This is a genomic window from Providencia sp. PROV252, assembly GCF_033676005.1.
GTDB lineage: Bacteria > Pseudomonadota > Gammaproteobacteria > Enterobacterales > Enterobacteriaceae > Providencia > Providencia vermicola.
Genome location: NZ_CP096294.1, coordinates 3,357,121 through 3,370,928, shown reverse-complemented (window position 1 = coordinate 3,370,928; position 13,808 = coordinate 3,357,121). Strand labels below are relative to the sequence as shown.

The following is a 13,808-nucleotide window of genomic DNA, read 5'->3' as shown; positions in this document are numbered from 1 at the left end:
TTTCACTGATGTGACAAAACTCACAATAAAGTAACAATGTGAGTAGTTTTTGGTTTGTTGTTGTACTTTATGTTGTTTTAATTATTGTGATTGTGGGAATTATGTGGTTTTATGTGTGCAAGTTTTAAGTAAAGGATCTCAGCCATGGATATTAATAATAAAAAAATTTGGGATGTCATTGTCATAGGCGGTGGTGTCATTGGCTGTGCAGTGACACGTAAATTCACACTGATGGGGGCAAATACTTTGCTGCTAGAACGAGGTGGTGACATCTTGTCAGGGGCGAGTAAGGCCAACAGCGCACTATTACATACAGGTTTTGACGCCACACCAGGGAGTCTAGAACTGGAATGTATGCAGGATGGGTATCGCGAATTCCTTGAAATCAGAGAAAAAATGAATTTGCCGATCCTCGAAACGGGGGCATTGGTTGTTGCGTGGAATGAAGAACAACTGAGTAAGCTGCCAGGCATTGTTGAACAAGCACATACTAATAATGTATTAGATGTGGCAATTATTGATAAAGACGAATTATACCGCCGTGAACCTCACTTAGCAGATGGTGCTTTAGCGGCGGTTTCGGTTCCAGGTGAAGCTGTGATTGACCCGTGGAGTACACCGTTATCTTATTTAACCCAAGCCGTGAAACACGGAGCACAATACCATTTTCATTGTGAAGTCAAAGGCGGTGAGCTAAAGGCGGGACTGTGGCATTTAACCACAACAAAAGGTGAGTTTTCTGCCCGTTTAGTGATTAACTGTGCAGGGATTAACGGGGATATTGTTGAGTCGATTTGCCATCCATCACCATTCCAAATAAAACCGCGCAAAGGGCAATTTTTGGTATATGACAAAGCGGCAGCTGCGGATATCAATGCGATTATTTTACCTGTACCAACCGCCATCACAAAGGGTGTTTTGTTATCAAAAACTATTTTCGGTAATTTGCTGTTAGGGCCAACAGCCGAAGAACAGGATGACCGTTGGAAAGCGGAAGTCAAACAAGAGGTGATGGAAGATTTAATCGCCCAAGGTTCTCGCATGTTACCGTCTTTACAGAATTACAGTGTGACGGCGACTTATGCGGGCTTACGTCCTGCAACAGAAGAAAAATATTACCGTATCAATGGTTACCCTGAAAAACAATGGATTTGTGCAGGGGGGATACGTTCTACAGGTTTAACATCAGCACTGGGTGTCGCAAATCACTTGAGTAAGTTATACCAAGAAAACTTCACGCCATTATTTGAATTATTGCCGCCAGAAGAACTTATTTGGCCGAATATGCCCTCGATTTCTGAATATCATCAACGTGATTACCAATGTAAAAGCAATGGCGGCATTGTGTGCCATTGTGAATTGGTAACACAACGGGAAATCGAAGCGACATTTGACTCTGATATTCCGCCTGAATGCTTGGGGGCTTTGCGCCGTAGAACGCGGGTTATGATGGGGCGTTGTAATGGCTTTTATTGCAGTAGTCAGGTGGCGGAAATTATTAATGGTCGTTTTGACCATACACTGGCAGTGGAGGCGGTAAAATGAGTTTATATTATGATGTGATTATCATTGGCTCAGGGCCAACTGGTGTTGCCGCAGCTCATACTCTACGCCGTCGTGGCATTAAGAATATCGCTATTCTTGAGCGAGAAGCCCATGCAGGCGGTGTTCCTCGTCATTGCCAACACCCAACATTTGGTTTGTTGGTATTTAAGCGGCCGATGAAAGGTAATCAATTTGCAGCGAAAATTGTGGAAAGCCTCGGTGATACCCCAATTTTTACCCGCAGCACCGTGACGCAGCTTCACCCAAATGGAAAACTGACGGTCTCTACCGCAGAGGGGTTAGTTGAGATGCACGCTAAGCGCATCTTGGTAGCGACAGGGGTTCGTGAAACACCGCGTCACCCACGTTTGGTATCAGGCCTTCGCCCGCAAGGTGTTTTAACCGCAGGGGCATTGCAGCAGTTTGTTTACCTTAATGGTAAAAAACCGTGCCGAAACCCAGTCATTGTGGGAAGTGAGTTAGTCAGTTTTTCTGCCCTGTGGACATTAAAAAATGCAGGTGTAAAAGCGCAGGCAATGGTGGAAGGTGGGGAGCGCATTCTGGCATTTAAACCCGCGACCTTATTTGCCAAAGCGATGGGAACACCCGTTTATTTAAACAGTAAAATCACTGAAATTGGTGGCCTTGACCGTGTAGAGTATGTGATGGTGGAAACCAACGGAAAAAACCACAAAATTGAGTGTGATTCGGTCATTTTTACGGGGCAATTTGTGGGGGAAAATACATTAATCCGCAAAAGTCACCTTGAATTTGATGCGAGCACAGGGAAGCCTGTAACAGACCAATTTAGTCGCTGCTCGGATGGGGCATATTATGCGGCGGGGAATATGTTGCACCCTGCGGATATGGGGGATCAGTGCTACCAAGAAGGTTTATTGACAGGGGAGAATATTGCGAATGATTTATTAGCCAATCACCATCAGCCGCAAATTCAGCCTGTACAGCGCATCCCTGTGAGCAGAGATTCAAATATCAGCTTTAGCGTTCCTGCTTGTATAAATATGGACGCGCTATCCCAAGGATGTATCGACTTCAATATTAAAGTTGAACAAGCGTTGCAAGGCACAATCAAAGTCATGGCGGGGAATACGGTTTTGTATGAGAAAAAGCACCGTTGTTTACCAACAAGACGCATTTTATTGAAAAATATCGATTTAACAAAAATACAACCAGACGCTACTGAAATTCGTATCACTGTTGTATAGTGCTGGAAATGTTAAATGGTCAAGAAGGATTAAACTATGTGTGAAGGGCGCTCTTCAAAAGTACGGCATCAAACCATCATTGAGTTATTGTCGACTCAAGGTCAGGTGTACGTGCAGGAGCTCGCAAAGCATTTTAATGTCGCGCAGGAAACAATCCGTCGAGATCTCAGTAAGCTGGAATCACAAAAGTTATTAAAGAAAGTCCATGGTGGGGCGGTGAATATTCAGTCAAAATTTGAACGTAATTTTACTGAACGTGCCCAAGCTGCTGTGGATGAGAAAAAAGCGATTGCCATCAAGGCAGCTGAACTGATTAAACCTGGCGATACCTTATTTATTGATTTTGGTACGACGACGTTTGAATTTAGTCAACGTATTAAATTGATTGATAATTTAACGGTAATTACTAATTCGCCATTATTAGCGACCACACTGCAAGAAAACCCATCCATTGAAACCATTTTAATTGGAGGGCAGTTTAATGCGGCGCAAAATGCCTGTTTAGGCGCAATAGCGTTAAAAAATATTGCCGAGTTTTTTGCAGATTATGCAGTGATTGGTGCAGGGGCTATCCATGCATTACATGGCGTGATGGATCAGCATGTGGATGAGGCAGCAATAGCCCAAAAAATGATGGAAAACAGTGACAAACTGATTGTGCTGGCGGATGGCACTAAGGCCAATAAGCACGCCATTAACTTTGTCACTAATTGGGATAATATTGATTATCTGGTGACAACCAGTAAAGAATTTAAGTTACCCGAAAATAAAAAGCGACCAAAAACCAAAATCATTGTTGCTGATATTGAATAAGTTTTTAACGTAGCACCTATTTAAACCTATCCCTTGGAAAATAATCACTTATTTTTCACGGGATAACTGTATCTAAAATTTGAACACACTAACATCAGGAATTATTATGAGCCTTTATTTTATAGCTTGCCCTTACTCTGATCCCGATAGCAATATTGTAGAAATGCGTTTTGCTGAATGTACTAAATTTGCAGCAGAACTTGCGCTAAAAGGAATTGCGACCTATAGCCAAATCACCATGACGCACCCAATTAATCAATATTTGGCCGCTGAAGGGAAAAAAGTAGCATGGTCATCCATTGATATGGAATTCTTAAAACGTTGTGATGGGCTAATTGTACTGACGCTACCAGGTTGGGAAAAGAGTGGTGGTGTTGCAGCTGAAATTCAGTTTTTTAAAGATAAAGGGTTGCCAGTTTGGACCAGTGATGAATTTATCGCTCACTCGTCATAATTCACGCTGATGCGTTGTTGGCTGCGTGCGTTCACCTCAGTCACATACTTATGTATTCTCCTAAGGATTCGTTTACTTGCCGCCTAGCCTCAACGGGAATTATTTAGAGTGAGTGATAAGGGATGGAAGGTAAAAGACAAATGCTGAGATGAAAGAAGGCAAAAGATAAAAAAGGAAGCCATGGCTTCCTTTTTGTATTTATAGAGAGAGGAGGTTAGTGAGCCGGTTTTAGATAATCATCTAAACTTTTGCCTTCACCTTTTTTATCGTTGCCGCCATCAAGCATATCATCGATAGAACAGCCAAACTCTTCCACATCATTACACATGAGTGTCGCCATGGATTTGGCAATTTCATGTTCACCTATAATGATATGATCAGCGCCGCGCTCTTTAATAAAGCTGACTTCATCATCATAGTGGGCACGAACGATAACGGTAACGTCAGGGTTCATCTCTTTCGCGGTTGCGACGATTTCACCTGCTTCATAACCATTTGGAATGGTTAATAATAACGTTTTAGCACATTCAATGCGGGCAAGGCTGATGATTTCTTTATTCGCTCCATTACCGAGGATTGCACTGAAGCCATTTTCAGCCAGCTCCTCAAAGCGAGCACGGGTGTCTTCCACGACGACAACAGGGATTTCTCGTCTACGCAGTTTGTCCGCTAACATACCTCCGACACGACCATAACCGACGATGATGGCGTGACCACAGATATCGACAGGTACTTGTGTTTCTTCTTCCAGCGTTTCTTCCAGAAGTTGCTCTTCAATCGTTTCTGTTCTTTCAAGGTATTTATCTAACAAACTAAATAATACTGGGTTAAGCATAATAGAGACAATAGCACCCGCTAACACCAAGTTTTGTGCGTCTTTATCCATCACGCCGAGGGTGAGGCCCATACCCGCTAATATAAACGCAAACTCACCAATTTGCGCAAGGCTGACGGAGATGGTTAATGCGGTTCGCCGTGAGTGCCCAAACATTCTGACCAGAACCAGGGCCGCAGCGGACTTACCAATAATAATGATAGCCAGAACAGCCAAGATACCGAGAGGTTGCTGGATCAGAACCATCGGATCGAAAAGCATACCAACGGAAACGAAGAACAGAACCGCAAATGCATCACGCAGTGGTAAGGTGTCTTGTGCTGCACGGTGGCTCAGCTCAGACTCGTTCAGAACCATACCCGCGAAGAACGCCCCCAGCGCAAAGGAAGCATCAAAGATAGCTACAGCGGCATAAGCGATACCTAACGCAAGGGCGAGAACAGCTAAGGTGAACAGCTCACGAGAACCTGTTGAGGCGGTACGAGATAAAATCCATGGAATGACTTTACGACCGACCACAATCATAATGAATATGAATAAAACAACTTTACCAATTGTCCAGGCAAGGCCTAATGCGAGCTCACTAAAGCTTGCATCATCTGTATTCATGATAGCAGCTGCGGCAGGAAGCAGTACCAGGGTAAGAACCATGGCTAAGTCTTCCACAATTAGCCAGCCAATGGCAATTTGCCCGCGTTGGCTTTCAATGAGTTGCCGTTCTTCTAATGCGCGTAATAAAACCACGGTACTGGCGGTTGAAAGACATAAACCAAAGACAATACCAGTAAAAATGCCCCAGCCAAATAACATCGACAGGCCGAGACCTAATAGGGTTGCTACCGCAATTTGTGCAATTGCACCAGGAATAGCAATGGCTTTAACGGCTAGTAAATCTTTGAGTGAAAAGTGTAAACCCACGCCAAACATCAGCAAGATAACGCCGATTTCAGCTAATTCAGGTGCAAGCGCTGCATCTGCCACAAACCCTGGGGTAAATGGGCCTGCAAGGACACCTGCTGCAAGGTAGCCCACAAGTGGGGAGATTTTTAATCGCTGTGCGATCATACCTAACAAATATGCAAGGGCGAGACCACCAACAATGGTTGTGATTAAGGGCGTTGAATGCTCCATTTAGTCTCCTCTGGTTAGTATGAAAATATAAGGTGGGTACATGCCGTTGACTTTTAAAATGAGGCCTTCATTTTAAAATGCCAATTTGCATGTTTTTCTATTTTAACTTTTTTTGAGAAATATTTCCTTAAAAAAATGAAATGTTTTTAAAAAAAAGACAGACTAAAGGTGCTAAATCGTTACAAACTTTAGGATTAGGCGATTTTTAGCTGAAATTTTTAGGAAATATGGTAGGAAAGACCCACACTTATTTTTAATTAAGTGTGGGTAAAATAAGAAAATAAATCTATTTATGACCGATATTTGGTAACAATACTGTAAAAATCCCAAGTAATGGTAAGAAAGCACAATAATGATAAACTTGCTCAATACTGGTTTGGTCAGCAATATGGCCTAAAACTGCTGCCCCAACACCGCCCATTCCGAATGCAAGACCGAAGAACAATCCTGATACCATGCCGGTTTTACCGGGGATCAGCTCCTGTGCATACACCAAAATAGCTGAGAACGCAGAGGCTAAAATCATCCCAATGATTACAGTTAGCACGCCCGTCCAGTACAGCGAAGCATACGGTAAAATGAGTGTAAAGGGGGCGACACCGAGGATTGAGAACCAAATAACATATTTACGACCTATTTTATCCCCAATAGGGCCGCCAATCATTGTCCCTGCGGCAACAGAGAATAAGAAAACAAATAGGTGAATCTGGGCATTTTGCACAGAAACACCAAACTTCTCTATAAGATAAAAGGTGTAATAACTGCTAATGCTAGCCAAATAGAAGTATTTAGAAAAAATCAAAACCAGTAAGACCGCTAACGAACCAATAACCGCCTTGCGAGGTAAGATTTTAATGTTGCCAGTGGAAATGGTTTTTTTACTGGCAGCGCGATGTTGCTGCTTATACCAGTTACTGACTTGCAGTAAAATCACAATCGCTAACAAAGCCGCAAGGGAGAACCAACCTAAGTTACCTTTTCCATAAGGTTCAATAATTAATGCGGCAAGCAACGGCCCTAGTGATGCCCCTAAGTTACCGCCTACTTGGAAAAATGACTGAGCAAGGCCGTGACGACCACCTGAAGCCATTCGAGCTACACGAGATGATTCTGGGTGGAAGACTGAAGAACCCGTCCCGACTAAAGCGGCTGCAAATAAAATCATTGGGAAGGTTTCTGCCATCGCCAATAAAATTAACCCAGTCAATGTAAAGCTCATGCCAATTGGTAATGAGTATGGCTGAGGGTGTTTATCCGTGTAGTAGCCAATAACAGGCTGCAGTAGGGATGCGGTAATCTGATACGTTAGGGTGATCATCCCAATTTGCGCGAAGCTCAGCGAGAAATCAGATTGTAATAAAGGATAAATCGCTAAGATAAGCGATTGGATCATGTCGTTTAATAAATGGGAGACACTAATTGCTGTCAGAATACTGAAGACGGTTTTCCCTGTTTTATTCACGGGTTTTGATGGATTTGCGTTATTAGGGGTTGTTGTTTGCTCACTCATAATTATCAACTTTCTGTGTTACATAATTGTTATCAATATAACTGAAATACAATTTATTGAAATGAATAAATAAGCCACATGAAAAATAATATCAGTGAATTATTTGATGGTGATCTCATTTTTATGAAACGAATTTCTTATTCTGCAAGAGGTATCAAATCTTGCTCATATTTTTATGCTATAAATCTGCGGGCAGTGACAAACTATAATCTAATATTAACGAATAAAAATTCCTATACCAGCAGGGAGAAGTGTATGAAGTTTGCATTTAAAGCATCCGCATGTGCATTAACAGTATCGTTAGCGTTAATACCCGCGACGATGGCAAACGCGTGGGAAAAAGACAAAACCTACAATATCACTATTTTGCATACAAATGACCACCATGGTCACTTTTGGCATAACGACCACGGCGAATACGGTTTAGCAGCGCAAAAAACCGTCGTTGATGAAATTCGCAATGAAGTGGCGAAGCAAGGTGGCAGTGTGTTGCTACTCTCTGGTGGTGATATCAATACAGGGGTTCCAGAATCTGATTTACAAGACGCGGAGCCTGATTTCAAAGGGATGAATTTAGTCGGGTACGATGCAATGGCATTGGGTAACCATGAGTTCGATAATCCGCTTGAAACGCTACGTCAGCAAGAAAAATGGGCAACCTTCCCATTCTTATCCGCTAATATTTACCAAACCAGCACAGGTAAACGTCTGTTTAAACCTTATCAAATATTTGATAAACAAGGTGTAAAAATTGCAGTGATGGGGCTGACTACAGACGATACTGTACGTATTGGTAACCCAGCAAATTTCCCTGATGTCGAATTCCGCGTACCTGCGGATGAAGCGAAAAAAGTGGTTGAAGAACTGCGCCAGACTGAAAAACCTGACATTATCATCGCCGCAACCCACATGGGGCACTATGATGACGGCAAACATGGTTCAAACGCACCAGGTGACGTCGAAATGGCACGCAGTTTACCTGCGGGTTACTTAGATATGATAGTGGGTGGTCACTCACAAGACCCCGTTTGTATGTCCCAAGAAAACAAAGACTACAAACAAGCGGACTATGTACCAGGGACTCCTTGTGCGCCAGATAATCAAAATGGTACATGGATTGTTCAAGCCCATGAGTGGGGTAAATATGTAGGACGTGCTGATTTTGAATTCAAAAATGGCAAATTTACCTTAAAACACTACCAGTTAATTCCAATTAACTTGAAGAAAAAAGTGACCAAAGAAGATGGTACCAGTGAGCGTGTTTATTACACACAAGAAATCGCCCACAACCCAGATATGATGAAATTACTGACGCCATACCAAGAGAAAGGTGATAAGCAATTAAGCGTCAAAGTGGGTTCTGTTGAAGGCAAACTGGAAGGCGATCGTAGCAAAGTGCGCTTTGTGCAAACCAATATGGGGCACCTTCTGTTAGCAGCTCAAAAAGAGCGCGCAGGCGCTGATTTTGCCATCATGAGTGGGGGGGGGGTCCGTGATTCTATCGAAAGCGGTGATATCACGTATAAAGATGTGCTGAAAGTTCAACCCTTTGCGAATGAATTAGTGTACGTTGATTTTAAAGGGGATGAAGTCATTCCTTACCTGACTGCGGTCGCGAATATGAAACCCGATGCAGGGGCATATGGTCAATTCTATAATGTAAACTTGACGTTGAATAAAGATGGTACGATTAGCGATGTGAAAATCGATGGTAAACCTGTTGATACATCAAAAACTTATCGTATGGCAACATTGAATTTTAATGCGATTGGTGGTGATGGTTATCCGAAAATTGATAATCACCCTAACTATGTGAATACAGGTTTTGTGGATGCGGAAGTGCTCAAAGGTTATATCGAGAAACATTCTCCACTAAAAGCTGCAGATTACGAACCAAAAGGTGAGATTATTTATAACAATAAATAATTCATTTTATAATATGAAAAGCCTCATATCGATGAGGCTTTTTTTATCAATGCGCGTATTTACTTGCGAATTTCAGCAAAAGTAGCATTGAGTACGTTACCTAAATCAGCTGGCGCTAATTCAATATCCAACCCGCGTTTTCCCCCTGAAATAAACATTGTTGCATATTGCTGGGCTTGGTCATCGATTACCGTGGGTAATCGCTTCTTTTGGCCCAATGGGCTGATGCCACCTAATAAATAGCCAGTGGTCTTTTGCGCGATTTGGGGATCGGCCATTTCCACTTTTTTCACTTTGAACACTTTTGCGACCAGTTTTAAGTCAAGCTGCCCTGAGACAGGGGTGACGGCAACAGCTAATGTTTTTTGGTCACCATTTAATGCCACTAATAACGTTTTAAACACTTGTTTGGCATCTAAGCCTAATTTACGTACTGCCTCATCACCAAAGTTGCTCTCATTTGGGTCATGATCATAAGGGTGCAATGTGAAGTTAATTTTTTGTTTTTCAAGTAATTTAACAGCAGGAGTCATTTTTTTACCTTTTATTTATCTCTGACACAATGGCGCAGATACTCAACAAGACTGTCTTCACCAAATAGGTGTAATGCACCAACAGCAACCACATAATTGCCATCTGGAAGCGCCTTAAGTTGTTCACTCCAAACTGCATTACGTTTATCCATTAGTACTTGATAGACATCTTTACTGAAAGTATTAGGTAAAGTCATGTGGTTATTGGGTTGATAATCAAGCCACCAACCAATCATGGTTTGCAGTGAACGTGCATTTGCACGCCAATGGACTAATGAGTCTTGTAAGAGCGCTAACCCATTATTAGGTAAGGAAAGCAGCAATTCAACTTGGGATGCAGTGCCTTCAAGTTCAATGATCGGTTTAAGTTGGGTCTGAGCGTTGCGAATAAGCTGATAATCGATGCCATAGTGGCCGCGCAAGCCAAGCCCTTGTGCTTGAGTGGCCTGTAGGATCAAGGCGATTTGCCATGAAGGGAGACTATCAAACTTTTCGGGTGACTGGTGAATTTCTTGGCAACATTGCAAAAATAAGGCGTATTGTTCTTCGCTCAAACGTTGCTGAACAGGGCGCTGTTCATCAACTTCATGAGGGAAAGGGGATTGAGCTTGGGTTATATCCGCTTCAACAATTAATGCATCCGCTTGATTCAGTTTATCGAGCAATATGGCAGATAACGGAAACATATTTTCTGTTCCCATATGAATACTGCCTACAATGTGCAATTTAAGGCCTTTTGATAAGCGAACATCAATCGCAGGATAGGGGTATACCAGCGCCGTTTCCATATGGAGCCAATTTTTAAAGCTTTCAAATAGTTTTCCCATCATTTTACCCTGCATTCTTCTTGGGTTAATAGGGTAAACAATCTCTCGCGAATTTGCGAATGTTGTACGTCAATTACGCATTTTTCGTCTGTCCTGATAAAAATGGACAATGACAATTTAGGCACACTTCAATTATGGTTTCATGATATGAAGCAATACGTTAACAAGATGGTGTTATCATTTTGTTAGCCTTAATTGGAGATAACATGATAACGCCTCAAATTTCAAATATTCATGCGGGCACACCAACAATAACGGCATTCGATAACCGTCACTTTACGGTTCGTACACTTCAATACTATCGACAGCCTAATATTCAACAGGATGTACAGGAGCGTCTTGAATTTCATTATTTTAATATTTATGGTTTTTTACAGAAAAATGCAGATGCACGTTTGTCTGAAAGTGGGCAAGATAACTTTTATTATCATGCGGATTTAATGGGGTTCTCGTTATTAAACAAAGGTGTTGATAGCGGTGAAATTTACCAACTGAATGATATTGAACAGCGGCTTATGGTAAGCATTGACGCAAATAAAACGTTTAAATGGTGTTGCTATGAGGCTAATGATTCATTAGGTCGCCTCGAAAGTGTCAGTGAGAAAATAGAGGGGGGGAACTGGCGAGTCAGCGAGCGTTTTCAATATGCAGGTAATTCGCATACCGAACAATTGGCAAATTTAGCTGGGCAATGTATTAGTCACTTTGATACTGCAGGGTTATTGCAAACACAGGAAGTATCACTGCAAGGGGAACCGACTTTATTGACTCGGCAGTTTATTCAACAAGTTGATAATGCTGAGTTTAATGTTGATTGGCAAGGAGATAGTGATTTAACGGCATTATCACCCGAAAAATTTTCTCACCAAACACATTTTGATGCTGCAGGTGCTTGCCTTTCTATTATTGATGCAAAAGGCCATAAACAACAGCGAGAATATGATATTACAGGTCAGTTAATCAGAACGACATTCACAGTTAAAGGACAAGATACGCAGCCAATAACTCAGATCATTGAATATTCGGCAGTCGGTCAGAAAGTGCGAGAGAGCTATGGTAATGGTGCCGTGACTGAGTATGTATACGAGGCGCAGACACAGCGCTTAATCCTTATTCAGACCTATAGGCCAGTAAATCACTCATTGGGTTATAAATTATTTCAGAGTTTACATTACGACTACGATCCTGTCGGCAATGTGATTGCAATTTATAATAGTGCAGAAAAAAAGGTTTTTTGGCGGAATCAAAAAGTCGAACCCAAGCATCGATATCAATATGACACGCTTTATCAATTAGTCCATGCGACAGGGCGAGAAATAGCGGGTATTAGCCAGCAAAGTCACTACCTTCCTCACCATTCATCAATTGATAATTCGGTATATACACGGTATTTCCGTGCCTATTCTTATGATAAAGGCGGGAATTTAATTCAAATTCACCACCGTGCCCCTGCGATGCAGCAAGCTTATACAATCAAAATGACAACGAGCAGCCGAAGTAACCATGCAGTACTGGCAGATTTAGCTGAGTTTCCTCATCAAGTGGAACCATTATTCACGCCAAGTGGACAGCAAAAACAGCTTTTGCAAGGAAAAAATTTAACGTGGACATCAAGGCAAGAACTGCAAAGTGTTAATGGTGCTGGCGGGAATGAGTTTTACCGCTACGATGGCGACAGCCTGCGGGCATTAAAAATAACACAATATAATCAAAAACAAAGCAAGGTTGTTTATTTACCGAACCTAGAGATTAGGCTAATTGAACATAATGAAAAATACCATGTGATCTGTATCGGGGAAGACAGTGAGGTACAAGCCCAAGTATTGCATTGGGAAATTGGGCTACCAGATAAAATGGTAAATAATACCATTCGTTATAGTATTAATGGGCTTGCCAGCAATAGCGGTTTAGAACTCGATATGGATGGAAACTTGATTAGCCAAGAGGAGTTTTATCCCTTTGGTGGAACGGCTGTTTGGGCGGTAAGTAGCGCATTGCAAGTAAACTACAAAACACGGCGCTATTCAGGGCAAGAGCGTGATATTACAGGGCTTTATTATTATGGTCGTCGTTATTATCAGCCTTGGGTGGGGCGTTGGTTAAGCGCAGATCCCGCGGGAACTATTGATGGTTTAAATCTGTATCGGATGGTACGTAACAACCCATTGACCTATCAGGATGAACATGGGTTAGCACCTCGACTTTTTGATACACAGGATGATATGTTTGCTGATTTCCAGCAAACAGTATCAAAGCTGCTTAATGCATCCTCTAAAATTGAAAGAATTGCGAAAAATCCATCATTAATTCGCAACCGAGTCATTAGTATGGCGCAATTATTTTACAAAGATAAAACATCTAAATTTACATATGCTATTAATTTATATGAATTTTTGGAGATGGACTCGCAAAGTGAGGAGTTTAAGACATGGGCGACAAATAAATTAAGCTATCAAAATACTTCTCGCCAGCGTGAGCCTGGCTGGGAAACGGTTAATCATGCGGAGCAGGCATTAATAAGAACATTAACGGCTCATGATAGTTTTAACATAAGTAATTTAATCATATCCCAAAAGGCTAAATTATGTTCAAGTTGTGAAAATGCCATGTATACTTTTCGACAATCAATGCCTAAACGTCGCTTCACAACGATGATTCTTCGAGATGGTGATTTACCTCTTGCAGCCATACAACATGGGCAGTCACGAACTCGCTATAAAAACTCTTCATATTCTGCTGGAGTGGCGGTAGGGAAAACGAGTTTCACATTATACGACTATAAAGGTATAGAGTTTCAGGTTGGAATGGGGAATTTCTGGGGAGGGATGGATAAAACACTCTATACAATGTATGCCAATGAGTTTGAACGTGTGTTTGGGAATCTTCCTATCGGAAAGGGAGTCAAAAAGTCATTTCCCCCTAAACCCCCCAAAAGCTCAGGAGGTCGTGGCCATCAGCTTGATAAAAATCAACCCAGTACCAGTCGTCGTCATCGATGAAGTGATTGC

General features: G+C 41.9%; 10 protein-coding genes. 6 read left to right on the top strand and 4 right to left on the bottom strand.

Annotated elements, in window-relative coordinates; all coding sequences use genetic code 11:
• Positions 1 to 144 precede the first annotated feature (144 nt).
• The 4 genes from M1F05_RS15645 to M1F05_RS15630 all read left to right on the top strand — a co-directional run bounded on the left by M1F05_RS15645 (position 145) and on the right by M1F05_RS15630 (position 4,038).
• The gene (locus M1F05_RS15645; protein WP_206082922.1) at positions 145 to 1,545 is read left to right on the top strand and encodes an NAD(P)/FAD-dependent oxidoreductase; all 1,401 of its coding nucleotides are present in this window, start codon (positions 145 to 147) and stop codon (positions 1,543 to 1,545) included.
• On the top strand, positions 1,542 to 2,771 hold the full coding sequence (locus M1F05_RS15640; protein ID WP_206082921.1) for an NAD(P)/FAD-dependent oxidoreductase: 1,230 nt from the start codon (positions 1,542 to 1,544) through the stop codon (positions 2,769 to 2,771). Before M1F05_RS15645 ends, M1F05_RS15640 begins: the two co-directional genes overlap by 4 nt.
• Before the next feature lie 36 nt (positions 2,772 to 2,807).
• Complete coding sequence (locus tag M1F05_RS15635) at positions 2,808 to 3,584, top strand: DeoR/GlpR family DNA-binding transcription regulator (RefSeq protein WP_206082920.1); 777 nt, start codon at positions 2,808 to 2,810, stop codon at positions 3,582 to 3,584.
• A 106-nt stretch (positions 3,585 to 3,690) separates the two neighbouring features.
• Positions 3,691 to 4,038: a DUF1937 family protein gene (locus tag M1F05_RS15630; RefSeq protein WP_206082919.1), complete on the top strand. Its 348-nt coding sequence runs from the start codon at positions 3,691 to 3,693 to the stop codon at positions 4,036 to 4,038.
• 214 nt (positions 4,039 to 4,252) lie between these two features.
• Here M1F05_RS15630 and ybaL read toward each other — a convergent pair whose 3' ends face one another.
• Together ybaL and M1F05_RS15620 are read right to left on the bottom strand one after the other, a co-directional pair.
• Positions 4,253 to 6,004 carry a YbaL family putative K(+) efflux transporter gene (gene ybaL, locus M1F05_RS15625; protein WP_206082918.1) on the bottom strand — a complete coding sequence of 584 codons (1,752 nt, stop codon included), beginning with the start codon at positions 6,002 to 6,004 and terminating at the stop codon, positions 4,253 to 4,255.
• A 286-nt stretch (positions 6,005 to 6,290) separates the two neighbouring features.
• A complete protein-coding gene (locus M1F05_RS15620; RefSeq protein WP_318825887.1) occupies positions 6,291 to 7,514 on the bottom strand; it encodes an MFS transporter in 1,224 nt (407 codons plus the stop codon).
• A 255-nt stretch (positions 7,515 to 7,769) separates the two neighbouring features.
• Between M1F05_RS15620 and ushA the strand changes: the two genes are divergently transcribed.
• Positions 7,770 to 9,440 (top strand): bifunctional UDP-sugar hydrolase/5'-nucleotidase UshA, encoded by a 1,671-nt coding sequence (gene ushA / locus M1F05_RS15615; protein WP_206082917.1) that lies wholly within the window; start codon positions 7,770 to 7,772, stop codon positions 9,438 to 9,440.
• A 59-nt stretch (positions 9,441 to 9,499) separates the two neighbouring features.
• Here ushA and ybaK read toward each other — a convergent pair whose 3' ends face one another.
• Both ybaK and M1F05_RS15605 read right to left on the bottom strand, forming a co-directional pair.
• On the bottom strand, positions 9,500 to 9,973 hold the full coding sequence (ybaK, locus tag M1F05_RS15610) for a Cys-tRNA(Pro)/Cys-tRNA(Cys) deacylase YbaK (RefSeq protein ID WP_206082916.1): 474 nt from the start codon (positions 9,971 to 9,973) through the stop codon (positions 9,500 to 9,502).
• A gap of 11 nt (positions 9,974 to 9,984) precedes the next feature.
• Complete coding sequence (locus tag M1F05_RS15605; protein ID WP_206082915.1) at positions 9,985 to 10,800, bottom strand: TraB/GumN family protein; 816 nt, start codon at positions 10,798 to 10,800, stop codon at positions 9,985 to 9,987.
• Between the two features lie 206 nt (positions 10,801 to 11,006).
• Here M1F05_RS15605 and M1F05_RS15600 point away from each other — a divergent pair, with 206 nt between their 5' ends.
• The gene (locus tag M1F05_RS15600) at positions 11,007 to 13,799 is read left to right on the top strand and encodes an RHS repeat-associated core domain-containing protein (protein ID WP_206082914.1); all 2,793 of its coding nucleotides are present in this window, start codon (positions 11,007 to 11,009) and stop codon (positions 13,797 to 13,799) included.
• The last annotated feature ends 9 nt before the right edge of the window (positions 13,800 to 13,808 follow it).